Below are 25822 nucleotides of genomic sequence, written 5' to 3'. Positions count from 1 at the left end.
CTACAACGCTCCCGGCGCGTTCGCCGGGGCGTTGTAGAGGTCGCTGCCGACGCTCCAGGGCAGCGCGCCGTGGGCGGGGTCGATCGCCTCGCCCAGGATGCGCGAGATCTTGCGCAGTGCGCGGGTGTCGGCGCCGCTGGAGAAGAGCCCGAGTCCCATCCAGGCGATGTCGTCGTAGAACGGTGTCGTCCAGCGGCCGAGGGTGCGCAGGGTCACCCCGCGTCGCAGGCGTCGGAGCAGTCGTCGACGGCGCGGGTCGGGGCGATTTCGTTCGGCGTCGGCGAGCACGTGCAGCAGGTGCGCGTGCCACCAGTAGTGCCACGTCCGCCGGGCCGGCCGGTCGCCCGTGGCGGCGTGCGCCCACGCGACGGGGCCGTAACGGTGGAGGTAGCGGTCCAGAACCGCTCGCTCCGCGGCCGCGGCGCGTCGCTGCGTCGAGGGGGAGGCATCCATGCCCCCATCGTGTCGCGCTCCGGCGGAACCGGGACAGCCCGCGCCGGGTCGGGTCGGGCTGTCATAGAATCGACGGCACGATGGACGACCCTCCCAGTTGTAGACCCAGGCCCCTCCGACCCTCTTCCGCCGCCACCGCGAGCGGGGGCGATGCCTGATGGATTACGTCATGCTGGGCGTGGGGCTGCTTCTCACCGTGGGCACCGGACTGTTCGTCGCGAGCGAGTTCGCCCTGGTCAACCTCGACCGCGCCGATCTCGAGGCGCGCCGCGCCGCGGGCGAGACGCGGTTGTCGCTGACCATCGATGCGCTGCGGATCACCTCGACCCACCTGTCGAGCGCGCAGCTGGGCATCACGCTCACGACGCTGCTGACGGGTTACACGATGGAACCCGCCATCTCGAACCTGCTGCGCCCCGCCTTCGAGGCGTGGGGGCTGCCCGAGGCGGTGACCGTCACGCTCGCCGCCGTCATCGGCGTCGGCTTCGCGACCGTGCTGTCGATGATCCTCGGCGAGCTCGTGCCCAAGAACTTCGCCCTCGCCATCCCCCGGCAGACGGCCAAGCTCGTCATCCCCTTCCAGGTGGCGTTCACCGCGGTGTTCAAGCCCGCGATCCTCGTGCTCAACGGCAGTGCCAACGGCGTGCTGCGCGCCCTCGGCGTCGAGCCGAAGGAGGAGCTGTCGGGAGCGCGGTCGGCCGAGGAGCTGTCGAGCCTGGTCAAGCGGTCCGCGAGCGCCGGGATGCTCGAGAAGGACACGGCGTCCCTGCTGGATCGCAGCCTCACCTTCGCGCGCCTGAGCGCCGCCGACGTCATGACCCCGCGACCGAGCGTGCACGCGCTCGCCGCGGGCGACCCGGCCGACGACGTCGTGCAGCTCGCCCGGCGCACCGGGCACAGCCGTTTCCCCGTCTACGGCGAGTCGATGGACGACATCGTCGGCGTCGTGCACCTCAAGGCCGCGATCGGCGTCCCGCGCGACCGCCGGGCCGAGGTGCCCGTCGCGGCCCTCGCGACCGAGCCCCTGCGCGTGCCCGAGACCGTCCACCTCGACGCCCTCGTGTCGGAGCTGCGCTCGCGGGGGTACCAGATGGCCATCGTCGTCGACGAGTACGGCGGGACGGCGGGCGTGGTCACCCTCGAGGACCTGGTCGAAGAGATCGTCGGCGAGGTGCTCGACGAGCACGACCGCTCCCGTGCGGGCGTCGTGCGGTCGGCGGCATCCCTCACCTTCCCCGGCGACCTGCGCCCCGACGAGGTCCTCGACCGCGCCGGTGTGCGCGTGCCCGAGGGCGACGTCTACGACACGGTCGGCGGGTTCATCATGGCCGCGCTCGAGCGCATCCCCGTGGTGGGGGACACCGTCGACCTCGACGACGGCGTGCTCGCGGTCCAGCGCATGGACGGCCGTCGCGTCGACCGCGTGCAGTACACGCCCACGCCCCGCGAGCAGGACGTCGACGACCTCGTCCGCGCGGCGAAGGGTGGTGACCAGTGATGAGCGACTGGGCCGGAATCGCGTGGCTGGTGGTGCTGCTGATCGCCAACGCCTTCTTCGTCGGCGCGGAGTTCGCCGTCATCTCGGCGCGCCGTTCGCAGATCGAGCCGCACGCGGACCGCGGATCACGAGCGGCCAAGACGGCGCTCTACGCCATGGAGCACGCGACGATGATGCTGGCCACGTGCCAGCTGGGCATCACGATCTGCTCGCTGCTGATCCTGAACGTGTCGGAGCCGGCGATCCACCACCTGCTTGAGGGACCCCTGGGTCTGACGGGGCTGCCCGAGGCCGCGGTCGGCGTGATCGGCTTCGTCGTGGCGCTGCTGCTGGTGTCGTACCTGCACGTGGTGTTCGGCGAGATGGTGCCGAAGAACCTCGCGTTCTCGCTGCCGGACCGCGCGGTGCTCATGCTCGCCCCGCCGCTGGTGGCGGTCTCGAAGGCGTTCCACCCGATCATCGTCGCGCTGAACTGGATCGCCAACCACGTACTGCGCCTGTTCCGCGTCGAGCCCAAGGACGAAGCCGCCTCGACCTACACCCTCGACGAGGTCGCGACGATCGTCTCCCAGTCGCGTCGCGAGGGCGTGCTCGACGATGCGTCGGGAACGGTGACGGCCGTGGTGGAGTTCACCGAGAAGAAGGCCGCCGACATCGCGGTGCCGATGGCCGCCCTGGTGACGCTTCCCGAGACGACGACCCCGGCCGAGATCGAGCGCGCCGTCGCCCAGCACGGCTACTCGCGCTACGTCATCGTGGATGCCGCGGGCGACCCGACCGGGTACGTCCACCTCAAGGACGTGCTGCGCGCGGCCGAGGGGGCGGATGCCGACATGCTTCGGCCCATCCCGTCCAAGCGCGTGCACCACATGGTGTCCGTCCTCGAGACGACCGACCTCGAGGACGCCCTCGCGCTCATGCGCCGCTCGGGCCGCCACCTCGCGCAGGTCCGTGACGAGAACGGCGACGTGCGCGCCGTGCTGTTCCTCGAGGACGTCATCGAGGAGCTCGTCGGCGAGGTGCAGGACGCCACCGAGCGTCGCCGCTTCGTCTGAGCACGCCTTCGACGACGGATGCCGCGACCCCGGGTCGCGGCATCCGTCGTGTCGTATCGCGGCACCGCCGTCGCGCGACGGCGCCGCGAGCGGGTCAGTACGCCCGCAGGTACTGCGCCGGGGCGGGCGAGTCGGCGCCGAGCGCCACGGCCGCGCGCAGGGCGTAGTGCGGGTCGCGCAGCCACTCCCGGGCCGACATCACGGCATCGGCGCGGCCCTCGGCGACCACGGCCTCGGCCTGGGCGGGGTCGTCGATCATGCCGACGGCGCTGACCGGCAGCCCGGTCTCGCGCCGGACGGTCGCGGCGTAGCCGACCTGGTACCCGGGTCCGGGGACGATGTGCTGGTGCGGCACGAGACCCCCGCTCGAGACGTCGATGAGGTCGGCCCCGGCGTCCGCGACCAGGCGAGAGGCCGCGACGGTGTCGTCGACGTCCCACCCGCCGGGGGCGGCGTCGGTCGCCGAGAACCGGACGAACACCGCGGCGTCCGGCGCCGCGGCGCGCACGGCGGCGGTCACGCGCACCAGCAGGCGGACGCGGTTCTCGAACGATCCGCCGTACTCGTCGTCGCGGTGGTTGGTCAGCGGCGACAGGAACTGGTGCAGCAGGTACCCGTGGGCGGCGTGCAGCTCGAGCACCTCGAAGCCCACCGCGGCGGCGCGGCGCGCGGCATCCGCGAAGTCGTCGACGACCCGGTGGATCCCGGCGGCGTCGAGGGCGATCGGCTCGGCGAAGTCGGCGTAGGCCAGGGCCGAGGGGGCGACGGTCGTCCACCCGCCGTCGGCGGGGGACACGGTACCGCGCGCGCCCGTCAGCGGCGCCGACGTCGACGCCTTGCGTCCCGCGTGGCTCAGCTGCACGCCCGCGACGGCGCCGCGGGCACGGATCGCCGCGACGATCGGTTCCCAGGCGCGGGCCTGCTCGTCGGTCCAGAGGCCCACGTCCTGCGGCGAGATGCGACCCTCGGGCGAGACGGCTGTGGCCTCGGCCACCACGAGACCCGCGCCGCCGGCGGCGAACTGGGCCAGGTGGACGTGGTGCCAGTCGTTCGGCACGCCGTCGACCGCGCTGTACTGGCACATCGGCGAGACCCACAGGCGGTTGCGCGTCTGGATACCGCGGATCGACAGGGGAGTGAAGAGGGCGCTCATCGGTGTCCTTCTCGTTCTAGGGTGACGCCATGACGGCGACGGAATGGGACGGGGGCTCGGCCTCGCGCGTCCTGCGGAGGCCAACCGCTGATGACGACAAGTATTCCCGCGGGGTCGTGGGCCTGCGCACGGGCTCGGAGCGGTATCCGGGCGCAGCGGTGCTCGGAGTCGAAGCGGCCTGGCGCACGGGCACCGGCATGGTGCGCTACCTCGGGCCCTCGCGCGCCCAGGACCTGGTGCTGCAGCGACGCCCCGAGACGGTGACCGCCGACGGACGCGTGCAGGCCTGGGTGCTCGGATCGGGAACGGATGCCGCGGAGCGCGACGCCGGCGAGACCGCGGCCCTGCGCGGCATCCTGAACGGAGAGGTGCCGGTCGTCGTCGACGCCGGGGCGCTCGACCTGGTGACCGGGGCGGCGGCACCGGTGATCGTGACGCCGCACGCGCGAGAGCTCGACCGCCTGCGCTCCTCGCTCGGTCTCGAGCCGGGCGACCCCGCGGATCGGGAACGCACCGCGATCGAGACCGCCGAGGCCTTCGGCGGCGTGGTGCTGTCGAAGGGGGCGCTGACGATCGTCGCGGCTCCCGGCGGATGGGTCGCGCACGTGTCGGCGGGGACGCCGTGGCTGGCGACGGCGGGCACCGGCGACGTGCTCGGCGGAATCCTGGGTGCCGTGGTCGCCGGGGCCGTGGCCGACGGGCGCACCGACGCGGTCGAGCTCGCGGCCTGCGCGGCGACGGCGGCGTGGGTGCACGGGCGCGCCGGGCACGTCGCCTCGGTCCGGAACGGGGGCGGCGGGCCGATCACGGCGCTGGACGTGGCCGAGGCCGTTCCCGAGGTGATCGCCGAGGTGCTGCGGGACTCGATCGCGTAACGGTTCTCGCCGTCGCGCCGGGAGGGCCGGGGAGGGCGTCCCGGGGCCGCGGGGGCGCCCAATTAGGATGAGGCGGTGCTGAGGCGTGTCGTTCCCCTGTTGATTGCGTTCGTCGCCGTGCACGTCGTGGTGGGCTGGTTGGGCTACCAGCAGCCCAACGAACCCATGGGCGACGTGTACCTGGTGTACGAACCGTGGTCGCGCTGCGCCCTCTTCGGCGGCGTCGACGCGAGCTCGTGCACGCGGAGCGTGGCGTGGGAGTGGCCCGGCGTCACCGAGAAGTGGATCTACCCGCAGCTGGCGTTCCTGCCCATGACGTTCGCGTGGGCCTTCGCGTGGGCGGTGGGCTACACCCCGGCCTGGGCGATCACCGTCTCGCTGTTCAACCTCGTCGCCTTCGTCATCCTCGTCGGGCAGGGCCGCTCCCGCGGCCGCGTCCTCGCCGCGTGGTTCTGGCTCCTGGCCATCCTGCTGATCGGGCCCGTGGGGCTGTACCGCATCGACGGCATCACCGTCCCGTTCGCGATCCTCGGGGGGATCTGGATGCTGCGGCGCCCGTTCGTGGCATCCGTCCTGCTGTCCGTCGCGGTGTGGATGAAGGTCTGGCCCGCCGCGATCCTGGCGGCGGGGCTCGTGGCGATCCGCCGCCGGCTCGCGCTGGTCTGGGGCGCCGTGGCGGTGTCGGTGCTGACGATCATCCCGGTCGTGTCGCTCGGCGGCGCGCCCTACGTCTTCGGCTTCGTCGGCGATCAGACCTCGCGCGGCATCCAGATGGAGGCGCCCGTCGGTGGCCTGTACATGTTCCTCGCGGCGTTCTACGTACCCGGGAGCGAGGTCTACTACGACGGCGACGTCCTGACCTTCCAGGTCACGGGACCCGGGGCCGAAGCGCTCATCGCGGCGATGACGCCCATCATGCTGCTGACCATGGTCGGGGTCGCGATCGTGGGGGTGCACAAGCTCCGCCGCGGTGCGACGTTCGTCAGCCTCTTCCCGCCGCTCTCGCTCGCGCTGGTGACGGCGTTCATCGCGCTGAACAAGGTCGGGTCCCCGCAGTACTACGTGTGGCTGTTCGCGCCGGTCGTGGTCGGGCTCATGATCGACCGCCGCCGGTGGTACGCGTTCGCCGGGATGACGCTGGTCATCGCCGGGCTGACGCAGTGGATGTACCCCTTGCTGTACGACGGGCTGATGGCGACGCACCCCAACCCCTTCCCGGTGACGGTGCTCGAGGTGCGCAACGTGCTCGCGCTCGTGCTGCTGGTGTGGGCCGTGGTGCGCGTGGTGCGCGTCCCCACGGGTCGGGTGCGTCCCCCGGCGGGACTCCGCGAGATCGTCACCGGTCGGCGCCCGGTACCGGCGCGGGCGACCGTCCGTCGCTGAGGCGCGGGCGCGGGCGACGGTGAGCCGATCGACGCGCGCTGTCGCGCGACCGTAGTCTCGGAGCATGCTCATCGCCTTCTCGGTCGCCCCCTCGGGGGTCGGATCCGCCGCCGCGGAGAACCCCGATGCCTCGGTCCACGACGCGGTCGCCGCCGCGGTCGCGGTCGTCCGCGCCTCGGGCCTGCCGCACCGCACCACCTCGATGTTCACCGAGCTCGAGGGAGAATGGGATGAGGTGTTCGCCGTGGTCAAGGCCGCGACCGAAGCGGTCCTGCCCTACGGCTCACGCGTGTCGCTCGTGCTGAAGGCCGACATCCGGCCCGGCCGCACGGGCGAGATCGACGGCAAGATCGAGCGTCTGGAGCAGGCGCTGGAGCGGCGCGAGGACTGACGCCGCCGCGGCGCCCCGCCCGGACGGGGAGAGGCGTCCTCCGAAACGATTCGACCCCGGCCGGTCCCGCCGACTAGCATCGTCGGGTGACCTCTTCGACGACCTCGAGAGGTGCGGCGATGCGGGCGCTCCTTTCTCTCGCCATCGGCAGTTTCGGCATCGGCATGACCGAGTTCGTGGTGATGGGCCTGCTGCCCAACATCGCCCGCGAGCTCGTCCCGGGCACGTGGGCCGCGTCACCCGACGACGCGATCGCCCAGGCGGGGTGGCTGATCTCGCTGTACGCGCTCGGCGTCGTCGTGGGAGCGCCGACGATCGCCGGATCGGTCGCCCGTTTCCCGCGCCATCGTGTGATGATCGTGCTCGCCGCGGCGCTGGCGTTCTTCACGCTACTGACCGTCATCGCCCCCACCTTCGAGCTGGTCGCGGCATCCCGGTTCCTGGCGGGTCTGCCGCACGGCGCCTACTTCGGCATCGGTGCGCTGGTCGCCGCCGACGTCCTGGGTCCGGGCAACCGGGCGAAGGGCGTCGCCTTCGTCCTGACGGGCCTGACCATCGCGAACGTCGTGGGGGTGCCCTTGGGAACCCTGCTCGGCCAGCAGGTCGGCTGGCGGGCGGCGTTCGCCGTGGTGACGGCCATCTTCGCCCTCGCCGCGATCTGCATCGCCCTCTTCGTTCCCGCCCACCCCGGCACTCCGGGTCGCCGTCTGCGCGACGAGCTGCGCGTCTTCCGTATCGGACAGGTGTGGTTCGCCCTGGGGATCGGGGCGGTCGGGTTCGGCGGATTCTTCGCGATGTACAGCTACATCGCGCCCATGATCACCGACGTCGCGGGCCAGCCCGAGTGGGCGGTGTCGCTCGTGCTCGTGCTGGTGGGCGTGGGCATGACGATCGGCAACATCGTCGGCGGGGCGCTCGCCGACAAGGACCTGCGCTTCTGGCTGTACGTCGGTCTGATCGCCCTGGCCGTGGCATCCATCGGTCTCGCCCTGACGGCGCAGTGGATCGTCTGTCTGGTGCTGTTCGCCTTCCTCGTGGCGTTCTGCGGGGCCGCGCTCAGCCCGTCGATCCAGACGCGACTGATGGACGTCGCCGAGGACAACCAGTCGATCGCCGCCGCGCTGAACCACTCGGCTCTGAACATCGGCAACAGCCTGGGCGCCTTCCTCGGCGGGCTCGCCATCGCCGCCGGCCTCGGCCTGGTCGCGCCGGCCTGGGTCGGTGCCCTGCTCGCCCTGGGCGGGCTCATCGTGGCGGTAATCTCGTACCGCGTCGAGGACCGCTCGGGACGCCACCCGGCGCACCGCATGCCGGCGGCCGAGGCGGCCACGACCGCGATCACCGGATCGATCCCCACGCAGCGCTGAGGCAGGGCCCGCCGTCGACCGCCGGTCGCGATCGGAGCGCCGGATGCCGCGGCTCCGCCCTCGGTCGGGTTCAGCTCGCGAAGAGCCGGCGCAGGTGCATCGCCACGGCGGCCGTCTCGATGAGGAAGCCGTCGTGCCCGAAGTCGCTCGACAGCACGACCGCCGCGTCGCCGTCGAGGGTGCGGGGGATGCCCCGGGCGATGCGGTGCTGTCCGTCGATCGGGAACAGGCGGTCGCTGTCGATCCCCAGGACGAGGGTGGTCGCGGTGACCCGCGCCAGGGCGTCCTCGACGCCGTCGCGGTCGCGGCCCACGTCGTGCGAGTTCATCGCCTGCACCAGCGTCAGGTAGCTGTTGGCGTCGAAGCGGCGCGTGAACTTGTTGCCGTGGAAGTCGAGGTACGACTCGACCGCGAACCGCCCGCCGCGGCCGAGCGGACTCACCCCCGACTGCCAGGAGCGCTGGAACCGCTGATTCAGCTCGGTGGGACTGCGGTAGTTCAGCAGCGCCATCCGCCGCGCCAGGGCGAGTCCGCGGTGGGGGCCGTCGCCGTCACCGGCGTCGTAGTACTGTCCGCCGGAGAAGCGGGGGTCGGTGCGCACGGTGTCCATCTGCACGGAGTTCAGCGCGATCTGGTCGGCGGTGGTGACCGGCGGCGCCGACAGGATCGCGGCGCGGGCGACGCGGTCGGGATGACCGACCGCCCACTCCAGGGCGTGCATGCCGCCCATCGACCCGCCCACGACCGCGTGCCAGCGCGCGACGCCGAGCTCGTCGGCGAGTAGCGCCTGCGCGGCGACCTGATCGCGGACGGTCAGGTAGGGGAAGCGCGACGCCCACTCGTACCCGCCGGGCGCGATGCTGGCGGGGCCGGTCGAGCCCTGGCATCCGCCCAGCATGTTGGGGGCGACGACGAAGAAACGGTCGGTGTCGATCGCGGCGCCCGGCCCGACGAGATCGCTCCACCAACCGGCGGTCGGGTGACCGGGACCCGCGGCGCCGCGCACGTGGCTGTCGCCGGTGAGGGCGTGCAGGATCAGCACGGCGTTGTCGCGCTCGGGCGAGAGCTCGCCCCACGACTCGTACGCGAGCCGCACGTGGGGAAGGGATTCGCCGCTCTCGGTCGCGAACATCCCGAACGAGGCGAAGCGGCGATCGCCCACGGGGTCGCCGTCGCGCCACGCGCCCGTCGCCGGGGGACGACCGAGCAGCGACCGCGCGTCGGCCTCCGTCACCGGGGCCGAGGGCACCGTGTCTTCGGAGATCTGCCAGTCCATGGCATCCATTCTCCCCGGAGGGCGAGGGACGCCGCGGACTGTTACGTCCCGGGGACGGAACGCCTCGTGCGCGAAATGTCCACCCCCCGTCGCGCGCCGGGGGCGCTGGTCATGATCGCGGCATGGCGAACTTCCTCCTCATCGCGGCCTCGAGCGACATCGGCGGGGCGACGGCGACACGACTGCGCGACGCGGGACACCGCGTCATCACCACGGCACGGGACTCCTCGGTCATCGAGCCGGATCATGTGCTGGATGCCACGGACTTCGACGCCGTCGACCGCGTCGTCGCCGAGGCGGGCGAGCTGGACGGCATCGCGGTGTTCGCGGGCTCGATGCTGCTCAAGCCCGCGCACCTGACCTCGCGCGAGCAGTACGACGGCCTGATCGCGGCCTCGCTGACGACCGCGTTCGCGGCGGTGCGGGCGGCGGGGGCCCACATGCGCGGCGGCGGCGCCGTGGTGCTGGTGTCGTCGGCGGCGGCCCTGGCGGGTCTGCCGAACCACGACGGCATCGCCGCGGCCAAGGCCGGCGTGATCGGTCTGACGCTGTCGGCCGCGGCGAGCTACGCCGCTCACGGACTGCGGGTCAACGCGGTCGCGCCGGGTCTCGTGCAGACGCGGCTGACCGAGAAGCTCACGTCGAGCGACATGTCTCGCAAGGTGTCGGAGGCGATGCACCCGCTGGGCCGCCTCGGCGAGCCCGACGACGTCGCCCGTGCGGTCGAATTCCTGCTGGCGCCCGAGAACGCGTGGATGACGGGTCAGGTGCTCGGCGTCGACGGGGGTCTGGGGAGCCTCCGCCCGCGCCAGAAGATCTGACCGCCTTCCGCGAAAGTGGTGTCGCCCGGGGGCGCCGGAGGGGACGGATCCCCGCGATTCGCACGGACGCCCCGCGCCGGATGGACCGGGGCGGGGCGTCGTGCGAGGGCGGATCAGGCGCGGGCGGCCTCGGAGAACCGGCGCGCGGCGGCGAGGGCCTGGTCGAGGTCGGCCTTGAGGTCGTCGATGTTCTCGAGGCCCACCGACAGGCGCACCAGCCCGGGGGTGACCCCCGCGGTCAGCTGCTGCTCGGGCGTCAGCTGCGAGTGCGTCGTGGACGCGGGGTGGATGACCAGCGAGCGGACGTCGCCGATGTTGGCGAGGTGGCTGAACAGGCTGAGCGAGTTGACGAACTCGCGGCCCGCCTCGACGCCGCCCTTGAGCTCGAACGAGAGCACCGCGCCCACGCCCTTGGGGGCGTAGTTGTTCGCCGCGGCGTACCAGGGCGAGGTCGGCAGGCCCGAGTAGTTCACGGTCGCGACCTCGGGGTGCGCCTCGAGCCACTCGGCGATCTCCTGCGCGTTCTGGACGTGGCGCTCGATGCGCAGCGACAGGGTCTCGATGCCCTGGATGAGCTGCCACGCGCTCTGCGGGGCGATCGAGGCGCCCAGGTCGCGCAGCAGCTGCACACGCGCCTTGATGATGTACGCCAGGCCGTCGCCGACCGCCTGGGTGTAGACCGCTCCGTGGTACGAGGGGTCGGGGGTGGTCAGACCCGGGAAGCGGTCCGCGTGCGCGGACCACGCGAAGGTGCCGCCGTCGACGATGACGCCGCCGATGACGGTGCCGTGACCGCCGAGGAACTTCGTCGCCGAGTGCACGACGATGTCGGCACCGTGCTCGAAGGGGCGGATGAGGTAGGGCGTCGCGATGGTGTTGTCGACGATGAGGGGCACGCCAGCCTCGTGCGCCACGTCGGCGACCGAGCGGATGTCGAGGACGTTGATCTTCGGGTTGCCGATCGTCTCGGCGAAGAACAGCTTGGTGTTGGGGCGCACGGCCGCGCGCCACTCCTCGGGGTCGTCCTGGTTCTCGACGAAGGTCGTCTCGATGCCGAGCTTGGCGAGGGTGTACTTGAACAGGTTGTAGGTGCCGCCGTAGATCGAGCTCGACGAGACGATGTGGTCGCCCGCTTCGGCGATGTTCAGCACCGCGAAGGTCTCGGCGGCCTGGCCGCTGGCGACGAGGAGGGCGCCGGTGCCGCCCTCGAGGCCCGCGACGCGCTGCTCGACGACGTCCTGGGTGGGGTTCTGGATGCGCGTGTAGATGTTGCCGAACTCGGCGAGCGCGAAGAGGTTCGCGGCGTGGTCGGCGTTGTCGAACACGTACGAGGTGGTCTGGTAGATCGGGGTGGCGCGGGCCTTGGTGACCGGGTCGGGCTGAGCGCCCGTGTGGATCTGCTTGGTCTCGAAACGCCAGTTCTCGGGTGCCGACATGACTGCTCCTCAGCTTCGTCAGGCCGGGCGGTCGCCATGGCCTCCTGCGAGCGTAGGGACCGCCCCCGGACGCCGACAACCGCCCCGGACACGCGCCGTAATACCACGCGCGGCATCGCCGGGGAGCGGAGCCCCGAGGGGTCCGAGGGGACCACTACCGTGGATGCCATGACGCGACGCGCGATGGTGACCGGGGCCAGTTCGGGGATCGGAGAGGCGACCGCACGGCTGCTGCGCGCCCGCGGGTGGGAGGTCGTGGGGGTCGCCCGGCGCGCCGACCGTCTGGCCGCCCTGGCCGCCGAGACCGGCGTTGTCGCGCGCGCGGCCGACCTGACCGACGCGGACGACATCGCCGCGCTCGCGGCGTGGCTGGACGAGACCGGCGGGGTCGACGCGCTCGTGCACATCGCCGGAGGCGCCCGCGGCACCGACCGAATCGAGGACGGCGACCCCGAGGACTGGCGGTGGATGTTCGAGGTCAACGTGCTGGCGGGGCAGCAGCTGGTGGCATCCCTTCTTCCCACCCTGCGGCGCGCGGCCGACGACGTCGGCCACGCCGACCTGCTGTTCGTCACCTCGACCGCGGCGCAGACGGCCTACCCCGGAGGGGGCGGGTACAACGCGGCCAAGGCGGGGGAGTCCATGCTGGTGCACGCGCTGCGCCAGGAGCTGAACGGCGAACCCCTGCGCGTGACCGAGATCGCTCCGGGAATGGTGCGCACCGAGGAGTTCACGCTGAACCGCCTGGGCGGCGACCGCGCCGCCGCCGACAAGCTCTACGAGGGCGTCGAGGCGCCGCTCGTCGCCGAGGACGTCGCCGACGTCATCGCCTACGCCCTGGACGCTCCGGGCCACGTCAACCTCGACCTGGTGACGCTGCGGCCGGTCGCGCAGTCGGCGCAGCACCTGCTGGCGCGGGGGCCGCTGAAGACCCGCTGAGCGGGAGCGGGGTGACTAGCGGACCGCGTCCCGTGCCGTGATGTCGGTGGTCTCGGCATCCGCGAAGGCGACCCGGGGCACGCACAGCAGCAGGATCGCGGCGAGGAATCCGCCCGCGCTGCAGACGATCCACACCGTGACGTAGCCCGCGAACGGCGCCGCCGTACCGACCACGGCCCCGGCCCCCGCCGCGAGGACGACGCCGAACACCGCCGACGACATCGTGCCGCCCAGAGTCTTGGTCGTGTTGGTCAGCGCCGAGGCCACACCGGTCTGCCCGTGCGGGGCGGCCGCCGCGGCCGCCGCCGGCATCGCCGCGACCAGCGCTCCCGAGCCGAGGCCCGCGACCCCCAGGCACATCAGCACCTGCCAGACGGTGTCGTGCAGGGGCAGGAACAGGGCGTAGCCCACACCGACGAGGGTCGCCGCCCCGATCAGGACGACGCGCGGGCTCGCGCGGCGCGACGTCACCGCGAAGAGGATCGCGCCGACGATGAGCGACACCAGGTACACCCCGATCACGTTGGAGCGGTCGGTGGCGTCCAGGCCCAGTCCGTAGCCGAGGGACGGGTCGGTCCCGGCGTAGGTCGCCAGCGGCCCCTGCGCGCCCAGCAGGCTGATGCCGACGAGGAAGGCCGTCACCTGCACGGGCCACATCTCGGGTCGGCGCAGCACGCGGACGTCGATCGCCGGGTCGGGGCGGCCGAGCTCGAACCGGACGAAGACGACGAGCAGCACCGCGCCCGCGACGAGCAGCGCGCCGATGACGGCGGGACCCGGTCCGTCGGGGAGTCGGACGAACGACAGGGCTCCCGTCACGCACAGCAGTGCCCCCGCGAGGATGGCGAAGCCGCCGACGTCGAGGCTCCGCCTACCGGGGAGGCGCTCCGACTCGGGGACGCCGAGCCAGATCACCACGCACACCCCCGTCACCACCACCGCGGGGATCATCAGCGCGAGGCGCAGGTCGCCGCCGGTCGCGGCGAACACCCGCCCGGCGGCCAGGGCTCCGGCGATGGCGCCGATCTGCAGGCCGACCACGAGCAGTCCCGCCGCGCGGCGGGTGCGAGAGACGCCCTGCCGGCCGCGGCGACCCCGGTCGAAGATCAGGGCGATCTCGAGCGGGAGCCACACCACGTAGAACCCCTGCAGGGCCCACGCCGCGAGGAAGCTCGCGAAGGTGTCGGCGAACACGAGCCACCAGCTGGCGGTGGCCGTCGCCACGGCCGAGAACAGCAGGATGCGCTTGTGCCCGAACATGTCGCCGAGCTTGGCGAGCACGGGCAGGACGAGCGCGGACAGCAGCAGCTGCGCCGCCTCGAACCAGTTGACGTCGGCATCGCGGATGCCGAGGTGGACGACGATGTCGGGAAGCAGGGGGACGTAGAAGCCCTGCAGGATGCCGCTGGCCACCTCGACCAGGACGAACCAGCCGATCAGACCGGCGGTCGCACCGAGGGCCGACGTGCGCGCCCTCGCGACCGCGCCCGAGACGCGTGACATGGCGCGAGGCTAGCACCGGCGGCGACCGGACGTGCGGGGCGTCGTCGGGCCGTCTCGCGGGCGGGTACGGGATGCGGGCGCGGCGCGAGCGGCATCCGCGATCGGGGGCGCGGGTCGCGCCCTAGGGTGGGAACCACGACGAGAGGGGCCCGCGGTGGCTGAGGAACGCGAACGGTTGAGCTGGGACGACTTCGGCGACGCGACGAGGCAGATCTCGCGCGCCATCGTGGCCGATGGGTTCGCTCCCGAGGTGGTCGTCGCCATCGCGCGCGGCGGGCTGCTCCCCGGCGGTGCGATCGCCTACGGCCTCGGCGTCAAGAACTGCGGCGCGTTGAACGTGGAGTTCTACACGGGCGTGGGGACCGTTCTCGACGCCCCCGAAGTCCTGCCGCCCGCCCTGGACCTGTCGTACCTGTCGGGGCGGCGCGTCCTGCTCGTCGACGACGTCGCCGACAGCGGGCGCACGCTCGACCTCGCGATCAAGCTGCTCGACCGGCACGGTGCCGAGGCGCGCTCGGCCGTGATCTACACCAAGCCCACCACGGTCGTGCAGCCCGACTACGCGTGGAAGGACACCTCGCTCTGGATCGACTTCCCGTGGTCGCACCAGGGGTCGGTCCACGAGGAAGACGCGGCGTGACGCCGAAATCCCTCGCCGAGCTGGCCGAGGCCGGGCTGATCGACGCCTCGTGGGTCGAGCCCCTGGCTCCGGTGGCCGACGACATCGCGGCCCTCGGGCGGCGACTGCGCGACGAGGGCCGGCCCTACCTGCCCGCGGGCGAGCTGGTGCTGCGCGCCTTCCGCACGCCCGTCGACGCCGTGCGCGTGCTCATCGTCGGACAGGACCCCTACCCGACCCCGGGTCACCCGATCGGCCTGTCGTTCACGGTCGATCCGCACGTGCGCCCCGTGCCGCGGAGCCTGGCGAACATCTACCGCGAGCTCCAGGACGATCTCGGTATCGCGCCGGTGGCGCACGGCGACCTCTCGGCCTGGGCCGACCAGGGAGTCATGCTGCTGAACAGGGTGCTGACCGTGGCGCCGGGGGAGGCGGCATCCCACCGCGGATGGGGCTGGGAGCGCGTGACCGAGCACGCCATCCGCGTCCTCGCGGCGCGCGATCAGCCGCTCGTCGCGGTGCTGTGGGGGAGGGATGCCATGAACCTCGCGCCCCTGCTCGGCGAGACCGCGATCGTGTCGTCGCCGCATCCCTCGCCGCTGTCGGCGAGTCGCGGCTTCTTCGGCTCGCGGCCGTTCTCGCGCGTCAACGCGCTGCTCGAGGAGCAGGGGGCCGCCCCCGTCGACTGGCGCCTGCCCGCCTGACCGGGGCGCGTCCTCGTTCCCCGGCGGTCTTCCGTGCGGGCGGGCTGGGGCGGTGGATTCCTGCGCGGGAGCGGGGCGGGGGACACACGCGCGAAACGGGTCTCGCCGTAGAGTGGCGGGGTGCTGGAAGAGGAGTACGAGAAGAGCCGTCGGCGGCTGCCGGCGCACCTGCGGCGTGCTCCCGAGCCGGAACGGCCGTTCTCGTTCGACATCCGTCCGGCGACCGCCGCGGACATCCCCGACATCCGCGAGATCTACAACTACTACGTCCGCAACTCGGTCGTGACCTTCGACGAGAAGGCGTGGTCGATCGCGAAGTGGCGCGACAAATTCGCCACCCTCGACAAGCTCGGGCTGCCGTTCCTCGTCGCCGAGTCCCCGAGCGGACAGATCCTCGGCTACGCGCTCGTTCAGCCGTGGCAGTCGAAGTCGGCGTACCGCTACACGGTCGAGAACTCCATCTACCTGGGACAGGCGGCCGCCGGCAAGGGACTCGGCCGGGCGCTGCTCGAGGCGCTCATCGCCGCGTGTCAGGAGCTCGGCATCCGCGAGATGGTCGCCGCGATCAGCGACAAGGGGGCGGACGCCTCGATCGCCCTGCACGAGAAGCTCGGGTTCACCGAGGTGGGGCGCATGGGCCGGGTCGGCTTCAAATTCGGCCGCTGGCTCGGGGTGGTCTACCTGCAGAAGAGCATCCCGTCGAAGAAGAAGAAGCGGCGCCTGTTCGGCTGAGCCCTGCCGGCGGTCAGCGACGGTGCGGCGCCGCGGCCTCGCGCACCTCGTCGACGAGTGTGCGCCACGGTCCCTCGACCTGGGTTTCGCCGAGCTTCGCCTGCCGCACGGCTGCCGCGCCACGGTGCACCTCGATGCGCCACTGGTAGCGGTCCGCCCCGGTCGTCGCCGGGGGAGTCCGGTCCCACGGGCAGCGTTCGACCAGGTCGCGCCACCGCGGTTCGTCGTCGGCGTCGGGCTCGGCGCGCCATTGCCGGGACAGGCCGGCGATACCCCCCGAGCGGACGACGATGATGACGATGCGCTCGTCTTCGACGGTGTCAGGCTGCGGCATCCTTCACGACGCCCACCCCGGCCCACGCGGCGCGGACGGCGGCGACCTCCTCCGACTCCTCACCGTACTCCGACGCGGCGGTGGCCAGGGTGGCGGCCGCGAACGCGGCGAAGTCGGCCGCCGGCGAGAGCGTACCCGCGGTGAGCGTGCGGTACCAGATGAGCCCCGCGCGCTCCCACGCGAAGCCACCGAGCGCCGTCGCCACGAGATAGAACGCGCGGTTCGGGATGCCGGAGTTGATGTGCACCCCGCCGTTGTCGTCGGCCGTGTCGACGTAGTCGCGCATGTGCCCGGGCTGCGGGTCTTCACCCAGGACGTCGTCGTCGTAGGCCGTTCCGGGAGCCTTCATGGATCGCAGCGCCTCGCCCTGCACGTCGGGCGCGAAGATCCCCGCCCCGATCAACCATGACGCGTCGTCGGCCCGCTGGCCGAGGTGATGCTGCTCGGCGAGGGCGCCGAAGACGTCGGAGAGGGATTCGTTGAGGGCTCCCGACTGCCCCTGGTACTCCAGCCCGCCCGCGGCCTCGGTGACCCCGTGGCCGAGCTCGTGGGCGATGACGCTCAGCGAGCGGGTGAACCCGACGAACACGTCGCCGTCGCCGTCGCCGAAGACCATGCGCTCGCCGTTCCAGAAGGCGTTGTCGTAGTCGTCGCCGTAGTGCACGGTCGCCAGCAGCGACCCGCCCGCGGCGTCGATGCCGTCGCGCGCGAAGGCGTCCCAGAAGAAGTCGTACGTCGCCCCCAGGCCGTCGTACGCCTGATCGACGGCGTCGTCGCCGGTCGGGGCGTCGTCTTCGCTGCGCACGCGGCGACCCGGGAGGTTCTCGGTGTTGCCGGCATCCGAGATGATCCGGTCGGGGGCGGGCGCGGTCTCGGCGACGAGGGCGTCACCGTCGATCGACAGGCGCAGTCGGGTGCGCGCCGGCCGGGGCGGCCGCGGCATCGCGAGGGTCTTGCGCGCGGCGGCGGCGGCGCGGGCGAGGCGCGGGTCGTCGGTCTGGGCGAGACGGTCGAGCAGGAACGGGGGAACGATTCCGGGGGTCATGGGGCGAGGCTAACGCCGACCGCCGACATCGTGGCATCCCTTGATCGGATTCTCGGGAGAGCTCCGCGCGTCACCCGGCGGAGGAGGACTCGCGACGGTCCACGGGACTCCCGCTCACGCCGGCAGGGTCGGGATCGAGGCCAGGAGCTGCCTCGTGTACGCCGCCTGCGGCTGCTGCAGCACCTTCTCGGTGGGGCCCTGCTCGACGATGCTTCCGTCCTTCATGACGACGACCTGATCGCAGACGTTCTGCACCACGCCGATGTCGTGCGAGACGAGCACGAGGGTCAGCTCCTGCTCGGTCCGCAGCCGGGCCAGCAGCCGCAGGATCTGCGCGCGCACCGTCACGTCCAGCGCCGAGAGCGGTTCGTCGCCGACCAGGATGCGGGGTCGGTGCGCGATCGCGCGCGCGAGGGCGATGCGCTGGCGCTGCCCGCCCGAGAACTCGTGCGGATAGCGGGCGGCCATGTCGGCCTCAAGTCCCACCTGTTCGAGCACCTCGCGCACGCGCGCGCGCCGGTCCCCGTCGATGCCGAGGGCCCACAGCGGTTCGGCCACGATGCGTCCGACGTCCATGCGCGGGTCGAGCGAGGCGTAGGGATCCTGCAGGACGATCCCCGTCTCGCGGCGCAGCCAGTGCAGCGAGCGCGCCGAGCCGCGCGCGTCCACGGCGCGGCCGTCGACCTCGACGGTCCCCGCGGTCGGGACGTCGAGTCCGAGCAGCAGGCGGACGAGGGTGGACTTGCCCGACCCCGACTCGCCGATGATGCCCACGGCCGACCCCGCGTCGACCGAGAGGTCGACGTCCACCAGGCCTGGCGTGCGCTCGGCCCGCCCGAACCCCCGCGCGCGGGGGGCGAGGTAGTCGCGCGAGAGCCCGCGCGCCCGGATCAGCGGTGCGCTCACGAGGTGCCTCCGGGATTCTCGGGATGCCACAGCGTCGCCGTCGCGTCGCGCACCAGCGCCCGGGTGACCGGCGACGACGGCGCGGTCAGCAGGTCCTTGACCGCGCCCTGCTCGGCGACGCGGCCGCGTTCGAGCACGACGGCGTGGGTCGCCACCTGCGCGAGGACCGCGAGGTCGTGCGTGATGAAGACGAGCGACATGCCGGCATCCTGGACCAGGGACCGCAGGAGCGACAGGACGCCCGCCTGCACGGTGACGTCGAGCGCGGTGGTCGGCTCGTCGGCGATGAGCAGTCGCGGACGGCAGGCGAGGGCCATCGCGATCGCGACGCGCTGGCGCTGTCCGCCCGACAGCTGATGCGGGTAGCGCGAGACGATGCGCGCGGGGTCGGGGAGGGACACGCGGGCGGCCTCGTCGACGGCGCGGCGCAGCGCCTCGCGGCGTGGGATGCGCGCGTGGATGCGGAGGGACTCGCCGATCTGGCGGCCCACCGTGCGGATCGGGTTGAGGGCGGTGCGCGGGTCCTGGAAGACCATGCCGATGTCGTCGCCGCGAAGGGCGGCGAGCTCGCGATCGGGGAGGCCCAGGATCTCGCGACCGTTCCACGCGATGCTGCCGTTGGCCGTCGCGCCGTCGGGCAGCAGGCCGAGGATCGCCAGGGCGGTGAGCGACTTGCCCGATCCGGACTCGCCGATCAGACCCACGCGGGCGCCGTCGGGCACCGAGAACGACACGCCGTCCACGACGGTGCGCCCGCCGATGTCGATGCGCAGGTCGGTGACGTCGAGGCTCACGCGACCACCCCCGTGACGGGGGTGCGGACGGCGGGGGTGCGCGCGGACAGCGTCGGATCGGCGGCCTCGCGCAGGGCGTCGCCGAGCAGGTTCAGGCCCAGCACCGTCAGCGTGATCGCGAGTCCCGGCCAGACGACCGTGAGCGGGTGCACCGCGATGTAGGCCTGCAGGTCGCTCAGCAGCACCCCCCACGACGGCTGCGTGACCGGGGCGCCGAAGCCCAGGTACGACAATCCGGCCTCGGCGAGGACGGCGACCGCCATGCCCCACGACAGCTGCACGATGAAGACGGGCGCGACGTTGGGCAGCAGGTGCCGGGTGAGGTTCTGCCACGTCGACAGTCCGTTCGCGCGCCCGGCGAGCACGAAGTCGCTGTGCAGCACCCGGCGCAGCTCGGGCCGGGTCACGCGGGCCACGTTGACGCCGAAGCCGATCCCGACCGCCCAGATCACGACGGCGAGCGAGCCGCCCCACACGGCCGAGATCATCATGGCGATGAGCAGCACCGGGAAGGCGACGAGGATGTCCACGAGCACCGCGACGCTTTCGCGGACCCAGCGCGTGGTGAGCGCACCGAGGCAGGCCAGGGCGATGCCCAGCACGGATGCCACGACCCCCGCCCCGACGGCGACGATCACCGTGGTGCGGGCACCGGCCATGAGCAGGCTCGCGATGTCGCGGCCGGTGTTGTCGGTGCCGAGCACGTGCGGCCACGACGGATCGAGCCACCGCGCGCGGGCGTCGACGGCGGCCGGATCGAACGGCGTCCAGACGAGCGATACCGCCGCGGTGGCCACGACGAGAAGGACGATCAGGATGCCGAAGCGCCCGGTGCCCAGGATCCACAAGCGTTTCACAGTGCTCACGCGGCCTCCCTCTGCCGGGGGTCGATGAGGCGGTGGGCGAGGTCGACGATGAAGCCGACGACCAGGACGAACCCGGTGAGGGCGAGCAGCTCGCCCTGCACCTTGGGCAGGTCGCGCGAGGCGACGTCCGAGACGAGCATGCGTCCCACGCCGGGCAGGGTGAACAACTGCTCGATGACGACCGCGCCGACGATGATCCCGGCGATCTGCAGCCCCAGGACGGTGACGACCGACAGGCCCACGTTGGGGAGCCCGTGCGCGAGCAGCGCGCGGGTGCGGGTCAGTCCCTTGGCCGCGGCGGTGCGCACGTAGTCCTGGCCGATGGCCTGCAGCGTCGCGCTGCGCACGAAGCGCAGCAACAGGGCGCCCTCGACGACCCCGATGGTCAGCGCGGGCAGGATCAGGGCCCGCAGCGCCGCCGCGGGGTCGCTCCAGCCGGCGCGCGGGAAGCCCTGCGGCGGCAGCCACCCCAGCCACACCGAGAACACCACGACGAGCATGAGCCCCGCCCAGACGACCGGGACGGCGGCCAGGGCCTGGGCGGCCACGCTCAGCCCGGTGCCGCCGACCCGGCGGCGGCCGAGGGCCGACAGCACTCCGAGCGGGATGCCGATCAGCAGCGCGATCGTCAGCGACAGGGCCGCGAGGGGGACCGTCACCCGCGCCTTGTCGACCAGCTCGGCCGCGACCGGGGTGCCGGTGACGAGCGAGGAGCCCAGGTCGCCGCGGAGCAGGCCGCCGATCCAGTCGAGGTACTGCGCCCACAGCGGGTCGTCGAGACCGAGGCTCGTGCGCACCGCCGCCACCTGCGCGGGGGTCGCCTCGGCGCCCGCGATCAGCTGACCGACGTCGCCGGGCAGCACGCGCAGCGACGCGAAGATCAGCACGCTGGCCACGGCCAGGCCCAGCACGAGCAGGCCCAGCCGTGTCAGCGCGTAGCGGATCACTCCGACGCGACCGTCACGCCGGCCAGCGGCAGGCGCACGTTGAGCGAGTTCTTCGGGAAGTTCGCCACCTCGGCGCCCACGGCGGTGAGCGGGGCCGAGAGGAAGAGCCAGTCCGCGGCATCCTCGTCACTCACGATGCGCGCGGCCTCGGCCAGCAGGTCGGACGACTGCTGCTCATCGGTCGTGGCGAGGGCCTGGGTGTACAGGGACTGCACCTCGGGGTTGTCGTAACCGAAGTAGTACGCGGGGTTCGCCCAGTTGCCGAAGTCGCGCGCCTCGACGTGGCGGACGAAGCTGAGGTCGTAATCCTTGTTGGTGTAGACGTCCTGCAGCCAGGCGGTGAAGTCGACCGAGTCGACCGTCAGCGTCACCCCGACGTCGGCGAACGACGACACGAGGAAGGTCGGGATCGTCGTGGGGTAGACGTTGGGAATCGTCAGCGTCAGGTTCAGGTTCTCGGCGCCCGCCTCGGCGAGCAGCTCGCGCGAGCGGTCGGGGTTGAACGCGATGCTGTCCGAGAGGTCCTCGTAGCCGGGGTCGAGCGGCGGGATCGGACCCGCGAGCGTCTCGCCCGAGCCGAGCGTCTCGATCAGCGCGTCGTGGTCGATGGCCAGGCGCAGCGCCTCGCGCACGCGCTGGTCGTTCAACGGCGCCCTCTGGTTGTTGAAGGCGAGCGTGCCCTTGTCGGTGGTCAGACCCGACTCGATCGTGAAGGCGTTCGTCCCCTCGATCTGACCGCGCAGCTCGGGGTCGATCTCGAGCGCGACGTCGACGTCGCCGTTGACGGCGGCGTTCGCCGCGGCGCTCTGATCGGGGATGTAGTCCAGGACGACCTCGGCGACGCCGGCCTTGTCGCCCCAGTAACCGTCGTAGCGCGCCAGGGTCAGGCTCTGACCGGTGTTCCAGTTCTCGACGCGGAACGGACCCGTGCCGTTGGCCGCGGTCTGGAGGTTCGTGGTGTCGCCGTTCTTGAAGATGAGACCCGCGCGCCCGGTGAGCGCGAAGAGGAAGTCGATGTTGGCCTGCGCGAGCGTCACGACGACCGTCGAGGCATCCGGAGAGGCGATCGAGGCGACGCCGGCGAGGTCGGCGCTGTTCTGGATCGTCGCGTCGTCCTTGGCCGTCTGCAGCGAGGTGACGACGTCGTCGGCGGTCAGCGCGCTGCCGTCGTGGAACGTCACCCCCTGCCGCAGGGTGAAGGTGTAGGTGAGGCCGTCGGGCGACACCGTGTAGTCCGTGGCGAGGGCGGGGACGATCGCGTTGCCGTCGTCGGCGTTGCGGGTGACCAGGCCCTGGTACACGTTGTCGACCAGCGCCTGCTCGAGCGCGGCGCCGCTGGTGCGACGGATGTCGAGGTTGGACGGCTCGAGCGACAGGCGCACCGTCAGGGTCGCGTTCGGGTCGGCCTCTCCGGTCGGCCCGGTGGGGGCGGTCGTGCCGGTGCACGAGCTGAGCAGGAGGGCTCCGACGAGGAGGGCGCTCGTGGCGAGGGCGGTGCGGCGCAGCATGGCGGGGGTCCTTTCGCAGGCCGATGGCATCCGAGTGCTGTGGATGCCGTGCAGGGGTGCAAACAGCCTACTTTCGCCCGCATTCCCCCGACGTCGCCCGTGACGCCCCGCGACGATCGATGACGCCCCGCGCAGGTCGAGGTGCCGGCCGGCAGGGGTCAGCCTGCGGAGGGGTGCACGGAGTCGACGACCCCGCGGATGACGGCGGCGAGGCCGGCGGGGTCCTCTTCTTGCACGTTGTGGCCGGTGCCGAGGGTGCGCACCTCGGCGTCCGGGACGCGTCGGGTGAGGTCCTCGGCATCCGGGACCGTGACGAACCCGCGCTCGCCGCGGACCAGCGTCAGCGGAGCCCGCACGGCCGCCAGGTCGTCCCACCCCGTGTCCGCGAGCACCGCGCGGACGGCGTCGGGCGTCGAGGGGTCAGCCCCGGCGTTCGCCGCCGCGGCGGCCAGGTGCGCGAAGTGGTGCTTCCACTCGACGCGCCCGTCTGGGCGCACCCGCGAGTTGAGGAACACCCCGCGTGCGGCGGCCTCGGGCGAGCCGCCCAGACCGAACGACAGGGCCCGCTCGACCAGTTCGTCGCGGCTGGCCCAGTCGGTCGGACCCGCGAAGAACGCGCGGATCTGCGCGGGCCCGGCGCTCGGATCGACGCCCGGGGTGATGTCGACGACGACGAGCCGCGACACGAGATCCGGGCGGGATGCCGCCACCGCGGCCGCCGTCAGCCCGCCCAGCGAGTGCCCGACGAGCACCTGGGGTGCAGCGGTCCACTCCTCGAGCGCGGTCGCGATGTCGGGGGCGAGCACGTGCGCGACGTAGGCGGCGTCGTCGCGCCACGAGGAGTCGCCGTGACCGGCGAGGTCGAGGGCGAGGGCCGGCAGCCCCAGGTGCAGCAGGGTGGTGTCCCACGTGTGCGCGTTCAGTCCTGCGCCGTGCAGCAGCGTCACCGCGGGGGGAGCGTCGCCCCAGCGCAGGCCGCTCAGACGCCGACCGTCGTCGAGCGTCAGGTCGACGCGCGCCACCGGGGGGACGGGGCGGTCGAGGCCGGCCGCCTGGGCGGGGAGGAACGAGAACTCGTCGCGAACGGGCATCCCCCGAGCCTGTCACCTCGGCGGGCGGCGCCGCCAGCGTCGCGCCACGGGGCGTCACCCAGACCTCGCCGCGTCGTCGCCAACCGTTCCCACGCCCGGCGACCCGTGCCGCCGTAGGCTGAGGCCATGGGTGAAGAACGGCGCGTGCATCTGTCGAGATCGGCCCCCGAGGCGTACGCGGCGCTGCGCTCGTTCTCGACCACCGTGGGCCGTCTGGCCGCCGAGGCGGGGATCGACGCGCGCCTGCGCGAAATCGTCCAGATCCACGCCTCCCAGCTGAACGGCTGCGCCTACTGCGTCCGCGTGCACGTCGACGCGGCCGTCAAGGCGGGCCTCGACGCCGACGTCATCGCGCAGATCCCGACGTGGCGCGAATCGGGCGTCTTCGACGAGCGCGAGCGCGCGGCCCTCGAGCTGACCGAGTCCTTCACCTTCATCCACGAGGACGGCATCCCCGACGAGGTGTACGACCAGGCGGGCGGCATCCTGAGCGAAGGGGAGTACGTCGCGTTGAGCTGGGTGCTCGTGGCGATCAACGCCTTCAACCGCGTCGCGATCGCGGGGCGCTACCCCGTGCCCCCGCGCACGGGCGGCAGCGTCGTCGTCGGGACGGATGCCGCGCCCCCGGCTGTGACGACGCCGCGCACCCCGCACGTGCACCCGGGTCCGGGGGAGTGAGCGCGACGCTGGTCTCGGGAGCCGCCAACTTCCGCGACGTCGGCGGCCTGCCTGCGGGGTCGGGGCGGACCCGCTCGGGCGTGCTGTACCGCTCGGGCAACCTCGTGCAGGTCGACGAGGCGGGACGACGGACACTGCGCGATCTGGGCCTGCGGCGCGTGATCGATCTGCGCGACGCCGCCGAGGTCGCGCACGCGCCGAGCCGCCTCGACGACCTCGCCGTCGAGGTGCAGCACGAACCCCTCTTCCTCGGTTCGGTCGCGTCGTTCTTCGAGCGCGACGTGACCATCGAGCAGCTCTACGCGGCGATCGTCGACGACGGCGCGGACCGGGTCGTCGCGGCAATCCGCGGCATCCTGCGCGCACAGCCCGTGCTGGTGCACTGCACGGTCGGCAAGGACCGCACGGGCGTCACGGTCGGCATCGCGCTCGCCGCGGCGGGCGTCGACCGCGACGCGGTGATCGCCGACTACGCGCGGACGGAGCAGCTGCTGCCCGCCGAACGCAACGAGAAGGTGCGCGCGGCGATCCGGGCGTTCCACCCCGAGAGCGTGAACGCCGAAGACCTCGCCACCCGGTCGCCGGCGCGGGCGATGCGGTCGCTGCTCGACAAGCTCGACCGGGAGTACGGTTCCCCGGCCGGGTTCCTGCGCGCGCACGGCATGAGCGCCGACGAGCTCCACAGGCTGCGCGAGGTGCTGGTGCAGTGATCCACTCGTGGAGCACCCGGCCCCTACTCAGGTTAGGCAACCCTTCGTCGGTGGTAGAGTGGATGCCATCATGGTCCCCTCCACCGAGCACAACGACGCCGCCTGCCGCGCGTCGCGGCACACCCGTGTCCAGCACCTCGTGACCGCCGACGAGAACTCGCTCGCCGAGCTCGAGGCGCTGCTGGCCACCCTGCCGATCTGCTCGACCGGGCGCGTGTTCATCGAGGTGCCCGACGAGTCGTGGATCGGCCGCGTCGCCGCTCCCGCTCGCATGACCCTCACCTGGCTCGACCGTTCCCGCCGTGGCGGCGCCCCCGGCACCGGCCGCGGTTGCGCTCCCGGACAGGCACTCGCGCGCGCCGTGTCCGGCTGGGCCGGCGAGATGCTCTGCTGCGACGACGACGCCACGCGCGTCATCCTGCTGGGCGGCTACCTCGGTACGGCCGAGATCGTCGATGAGCTCGTCTCCCGCCACGGGGTCGATCCCCTCGCCATCCACACGCCCGAGCGCTTCGGTCTCGCGACCGCGCGCTGACCGCGCGCCCGGGTCCGGGCTTTCGGCCTGGCGCCCGCGCGCGCGGGCCCGCGCTTCGGTTCGCGGCGCTCGTGCTCGATGCCGCGCCGCGCCGACGTCATCTGCCCTCCGTCGGTAGGGCTTCTTGACTCGCCGCCGTGCCGGCCGTGCACAAGCTCCGTGATGTGCACATCCTCCGTTCGCGGGGGCGTGTCCGCGCGGAG

At 72.6% G+C, this 25822-nt stretch carries 27 protein-coding genes; 14 read left to right on the top strand and 13 right to left on the bottom strand.

Translation table 11 applies throughout. The features are described 5' to 3' along the window. On the bottom strand, nucleotides 1-453 hold the full coding sequence (locus tag DC432_RS11305) for a hypothetical protein (protein ID WP_116537977.1): 453 nt from the start codon (nucleotides 451-453) through the stop codon (nucleotides 1-3). A 157-nt stretch (nucleotides 454-610) separates the two neighbouring features. Between DC432_RS11305 and DC432_RS11300 the strand changes: the two genes are divergently transcribed. Continuing rightward, nucleotides 611-1951, top strand: a complete 1341-nt coding sequence (locus DC432_RS11300; RefSeq protein WP_116537976.1) for a hemolysin family protein — start codon at nucleotides 611-613, stop codon at nucleotides 1949-1951. After that, the gene (locus tag DC432_RS11295; protein WP_116537975.1) at nucleotides 1951-3006 is read left to right on the top strand and encodes a hemolysin family protein; all 1056 of its coding nucleotides are present in this window, start codon (nucleotides 1951-1953) and stop codon (nucleotides 3004-3006) included. Before DC432_RS11300 ends, DC432_RS11295 begins: the two co-directional genes overlap by 1 nt. A gap of 94 nt (nucleotides 3007-3100) precedes the next feature. On the opposite strand, the gene DC432_RS11290 is transcribed toward DC432_RS11295, so the two are convergent. Next, the gene (locus tag DC432_RS11290) at nucleotides 3101-4159 is read right to left on the bottom strand and encodes an NADH:flavin oxidoreductase/NADH oxidase (RefSeq protein ID WP_116537974.1); all 1059 of its coding nucleotides are present in this window, start codon (nucleotides 4157-4159) and stop codon (nucleotides 3101-3103) included. A 29-nt stretch (nucleotides 4160-4188) separates the two neighbouring features. Between DC432_RS11290 and DC432_RS11285 the strand changes: the two genes are divergently transcribed. From DC432_RS11285 to DC432_RS11270, 4 genes are all read left to right on the top strand, one after another. Beyond that, complete coding sequence (locus tag DC432_RS11285; protein ID WP_116537973.1) at nucleotides 4189-5034, top strand: ADP-dependent NAD(P)H-hydrate dehydratase; 846 nt, start codon at nucleotides 4189-4191, stop codon at nucleotides 5032-5034. 75 nt (nucleotides 5035-5109) lie between these two features. After that, a complete protein-coding gene (locus tag DC432_RS11280; RefSeq protein WP_165801254.1) occupies nucleotides 5110-6417 on the top strand; it encodes a glycosyltransferase family 87 protein in 1308 nt (435 codons plus the stop codon). Between the two features lie 64 nt (nucleotides 6418-6481). Continuing rightward, entirely contained in the window at nucleotides 6482-6808 is a 327-nt protein-coding gene (locus DC432_RS11275; RefSeq protein WP_116537972.1) for a thiamine-binding protein, read from the top strand. A 119-nt stretch (nucleotides 6809-6927) separates the two neighbouring features. Further along, nucleotides 6928-8175: an MFS transporter gene (locus tag DC432_RS11270; RefSeq protein ID WP_116537971.1), complete on the top strand. Its 1248-nt coding sequence runs from the start codon at nucleotides 6928-6930 to the stop codon at nucleotides 8173-8175. Between the two features lie 70 nt (nucleotides 8176-8245). On the opposite strand, the gene metX is transcribed toward DC432_RS11270, so the two are convergent. Next, the gene (gene metX / locus DC432_RS11265) at nucleotides 8246-9451 is read right to left on the bottom strand and encodes a homoserine O-acetyltransferase MetX (RefSeq protein ID WP_116537970.1); all 1206 of its coding nucleotides are present in this window, start codon (nucleotides 9449-9451) and stop codon (nucleotides 8246-8248) included. 122 nt (nucleotides 9452-9573) lie between these two features. On the opposite strand from metX, the gene DC432_RS11260 reads away from it, so the two are divergent. After that, a complete protein-coding gene (locus tag DC432_RS11260) occupies nucleotides 9574-10272 on the top strand; it encodes an SDR family NAD(P)-dependent oxidoreductase (protein ID WP_108317860.1) in 699 nt (232 codons plus the stop codon). Nucleotides 10273-10385: 113 nt separating this feature from the next. Here the strand turns inward: DC432_RS11260 and DC432_RS11255 are convergent, their stop codons facing one another. Beyond that, nucleotides 10386-11708 (bottom strand): bifunctional o-acetylhomoserine/o-acetylserine sulfhydrylase, encoded by a 1323-nt coding sequence (locus DC432_RS11255; protein WP_116537969.1) that lies wholly within the window; start codon nucleotides 11706-11708, stop codon nucleotides 10386-10388. A gap of 168 nt (nucleotides 11709-11876) precedes the next feature. Between DC432_RS11255 and DC432_RS11250 the strand changes: the two genes are divergently transcribed. Beyond that, nucleotides 11877-12647 (top strand): SDR family oxidoreductase, encoded by a 771-nt coding sequence (locus tag DC432_RS11250; RefSeq protein ID WP_431739681.1) that lies wholly within the window; start codon nucleotides 11877-11879, stop codon nucleotides 12645-12647. A gap of 15 nt (nucleotides 12648-12662) precedes the next feature. Here the strand turns inward: DC432_RS11250 and DC432_RS11245 are convergent, their stop codons facing one another. Beyond that, nucleotides 12663-14150: an MFS transporter gene (locus tag DC432_RS11245; RefSeq protein ID WP_116537968.1), complete on the bottom strand. Its 1488-nt coding sequence runs from the start codon at nucleotides 14148-14150 to the stop codon at nucleotides 12663-12665. A 154-nt stretch (nucleotides 14151-14304) separates the two neighbouring features. On the opposite strand from DC432_RS11245, the gene DC432_RS11240 reads away from it, so the two are divergent. The 3 genes from DC432_RS11240 (at nucleotide 14305) to DC432_RS11230 (ending at nucleotide 16205) form a co-directional block, all read left to right on the top strand. Continuing rightward, nucleotides 14305-14790 carry a phosphoribosyltransferase gene (locus DC432_RS11240; RefSeq protein ID WP_108320792.1) on the top strand — a complete coding sequence of 162 codons (486 nt, stop codon included), beginning with the start codon at nucleotides 14305-14307 and terminating at the stop codon, nucleotides 14788-14790. Beyond that, nucleotides 14787-15473, top strand: a complete 687-nt coding sequence (locus DC432_RS11235) for a uracil-DNA glycosylase (protein ID WP_116537967.1) — start codon at nucleotides 14787-14789, stop codon at nucleotides 15471-15473. The genes DC432_RS11240 and DC432_RS11235 overlap by 4 nt, the downstream gene beginning before the upstream one ends. A gap of 120 nt (nucleotides 15474-15593) precedes the next feature. Further along, the gene (locus tag DC432_RS11230) at nucleotides 15594-16205 is read left to right on the top strand and encodes a GNAT family N-acetyltransferase (protein ID WP_116537966.1); all 612 of its coding nucleotides are present in this window, start codon (nucleotides 15594-15596) and stop codon (nucleotides 16203-16205) included. 13 nt (nucleotides 16206-16218) lie between these two features. Here the strand turns inward: DC432_RS11230 and DC432_RS11225 are convergent, their stop codons facing one another. From DC432_RS11225 to DC432_RS11190, 8 genes are all read right to left on the bottom strand, one after another. Beyond that, entirely contained in the window at nucleotides 16219-16539 is a 321-nt protein-coding gene (locus DC432_RS11225; protein ID WP_243393101.1) for a protealysin inhibitor emfourin, read from the bottom strand. Further along, nucleotides 16526-17584 (bottom strand): M4 family metallopeptidase, encoded by a 1059-nt coding sequence (locus DC432_RS11220; RefSeq protein ID WP_116537965.1) that lies wholly within the window; start codon nucleotides 17582-17584, stop codon nucleotides 16526-16528. The genes DC432_RS11225 and DC432_RS11220 overlap by 14 nt, the downstream gene beginning before the upstream one ends. A 114-nt stretch (nucleotides 17585-17698) precedes the next feature. Next, nucleotides 17699-18490, bottom strand: a complete 792-nt coding sequence (locus DC432_RS11215; protein WP_116537964.1) for an ABC transporter ATP-binding protein — start codon at nucleotides 18488-18490, stop codon at nucleotides 17699-17701. Next, the gene (locus DC432_RS11210) at nucleotides 18487-19284 is read right to left on the bottom strand and encodes an ATP-binding cassette domain-containing protein (RefSeq protein WP_116537963.1); all 798 of its coding nucleotides are present in this window, start codon (nucleotides 19282-19284) and stop codon (nucleotides 18487-18489) included. Before DC432_RS11210 ends, DC432_RS11215 begins: the two co-directional genes overlap by 4 nt. Continuing rightward, nucleotides 19281-20150: an ABC transporter permease gene (locus tag DC432_RS11205; RefSeq protein ID WP_207770810.1), complete on the bottom strand. Its 870-nt coding sequence runs from the start codon at nucleotides 20148-20150 to the stop codon at nucleotides 19281-19283. Before DC432_RS11205 ends, DC432_RS11210 begins: the two co-directional genes overlap by 4 nt. Beyond that, nucleotides 20147-21097, bottom strand: coding sequence for an ABC transporter permease (locus DC432_RS11200; RefSeq protein WP_116537962.1), 951 nt, complete (start codon nucleotides 21095-21097; stop codon nucleotides 20147-20149). The genes DC432_RS11205 and DC432_RS11200 overlap by 4 nt, the downstream gene beginning before the upstream one ends. Beyond that, complete coding sequence (locus tag DC432_RS11195; RefSeq protein WP_116537961.1) at nucleotides 21094-22605, bottom strand: ABC transporter substrate-binding protein; 1512 nt, start codon at nucleotides 22603-22605, stop codon at nucleotides 21094-21096. Before DC432_RS11195 ends, DC432_RS11200 begins: the two co-directional genes overlap by 4 nt. A 158-nt stretch (nucleotides 22606-22763) precedes the next feature. Beyond that, a complete protein-coding gene (locus DC432_RS11190; RefSeq protein WP_116537960.1) occupies nucleotides 22764-23696 on the bottom strand; it encodes an alpha/beta fold hydrolase in 933 nt (310 codons plus the stop codon). Nucleotides 23697-23822: 126 nt separating this feature from the next. Here DC432_RS11190 and DC432_RS11185 point away from each other — a divergent pair, with 126 nt between their 5' ends. The 3 genes from DC432_RS11185 (at nucleotide 23823) to DC432_RS11175 (ending at nucleotide 25619) form a co-directional block, all read left to right on the top strand. After that, nucleotides 23823-24374, top strand: a complete 552-nt coding sequence (locus DC432_RS11185) for a carboxymuconolactone decarboxylase family protein (RefSeq protein ID WP_243393100.1) — start codon at nucleotides 23823-23825, stop codon at nucleotides 24372-24374. Further along, entirely contained in the window at nucleotides 24371-25084 is a 714-nt protein-coding gene (locus DC432_RS11180) for a tyrosine-protein phosphatase (protein ID WP_116537959.1), read from the top strand. Before DC432_RS11185 ends, DC432_RS11180 begins: the two co-directional genes overlap by 4 nt. 70 nt (nucleotides 25085-25154) lie before the next feature. Beyond that, the gene (locus DC432_RS11175) at nucleotides 25155-25619 is read left to right on the top strand and encodes an SIP domain-containing protein (protein WP_116537958.1); all 465 of its coding nucleotides are present in this window, start codon (nucleotides 25155-25157) and stop codon (nucleotides 25617-25619) included. Nucleotides 25620-25822 lie beyond the last annotated feature (203 nt).

The sequence above is a fragment of the Microbacterium testaceum genome, assembly GCF_003075375.1.
In the GTDB taxonomy this organism is placed as follows: domain Bacteria; phylum Actinomycetota; class Actinomycetes; order Actinomycetales; family Microbacteriaceae; genus Microbacterium; species Microbacterium testaceum_E.
Note: the sequence above shows the minus strand (reverse complement) of the source record. Positions and strands in the feature narration are given on the sequence as shown.

Bases quoted from the DNA above. Each gene is read 5' to 3' on its own strand.
- DC432_RS11220 (WP_116537965.1), bottom strand. From the start codon at position 17,584: ATGACCCCCGGAATCGTTCCCCCGTTCCTGCTCGACCGTCTCGCCCAG.
- DC432_RS11275 (WP_116537972.1), top strand. From the start codon at position 6,482: ATGCTCATCGCCTTCTCGGTCGCCCCCTCGGGGGTCGGATCCGCCGCC.
- DC432_RS11195 (WP_116537961.1), bottom strand. From the start codon at position 22,605: ATGCTGCGCCGCACCGCCCTCGCCACGAGCGCCCTCCTCGTCGGAGCC.
- DC432_RS11185 (WP_243393100.1), top strand. From the start codon at position 23,823: ATGGGTGAAGAACGGCGCGTGCATCTGTCGAGATCGGCCCCCGAGGCG.
- metX (WP_116537970.1), bottom strand. From the start codon at position 9,451: ATGGACTGGCAGATCTCCGAAGACACGGTGCCCTCGGCCCCGGTGACG.
- DC432_RS11270 (WP_116537971.1), top strand. From the start codon at position 6,928: ATGCGGGCGCTCCTTTCTCTCGCCATCGGCAGTTTCGGCATCGGCATG.
- DC432_RS11225 (WP_243393101.1), bottom strand. From the start codon at position 16,539: ATGCCGCAGCCTGACACCGTCGAAGACGAGCGCATCGTCATCATCGTC.
- DC432_RS11255 (WP_116537969.1), bottom strand. From the start codon at position 11,708: ATGTCGGCACCCGAGAACTGGCGTTTCGAGACCAAGCAGATCCACACG.
- DC432_RS11300 (WP_116537976.1), top strand. From the start codon at position 611: ATGGATTACGTCATGCTGGGCGTGGGGCTGCTTCTCACCGTGGGCACC.
- DC432_RS11260 (WP_108317860.1), top strand. From the start codon at position 9,574: ATGGCGAACTTCCTCCTCATCGCGGCCTCGAGCGACATCGGCGGGGCG.
- DC432_RS11305 (WP_116537977.1), bottom strand. From the start codon at position 453: ATGGATGCCTCCCCCTCGACGCAGCGACGCGCCGCGGCCGCGGAGCGA.
- DC432_RS11285 (WP_116537973.1), top strand. From the start codon at position 4,189: ATGACGGCGACGGAATGGGACGGGGGCTCGGCCTCGCGCGTCCTGCGG.
- DC432_RS11245 (WP_116537968.1), bottom strand. From the start codon at position 14,150: ATGTCACGCGTCTCGGGCGCGGTCGCGAGGGCGCGCACGTCGGCCCTC.
- DC432_RS11295 (WP_116537975.1), top strand. From the start codon at position 1,951: ATGAGCGACTGGGCCGGAATCGCGTGGCTGGTGGTGCTGCTGATCGCC.
- DC432_RS11250 (WP_431739681.1), top strand. From the start codon at position 11,877: ATGACGCGACGCGCGATGGTGACCGGGGCCAGTTCGGGGATCGGAGAG.
- DC432_RS11290 (WP_116537974.1), bottom strand. From the start codon at position 4,159: ATGAGCGCCCTCTTCACTCCCCTGTCGATCCGCGGTATCCAGACGCGC.
- DC432_RS11175 (WP_116537958.1), top strand. From the start codon at position 25,155: ATGGTCCCCTCCACCGAGCACAACGACGCCGCCTGCCGCGCGTCGCGG.
- DC432_RS11190 (WP_116537960.1), bottom strand. From the start codon at position 23,696: ATGCCCGTTCGCGACGAGTTCTCGTTCCTCCCCGCCCAGGCGGCCGGC.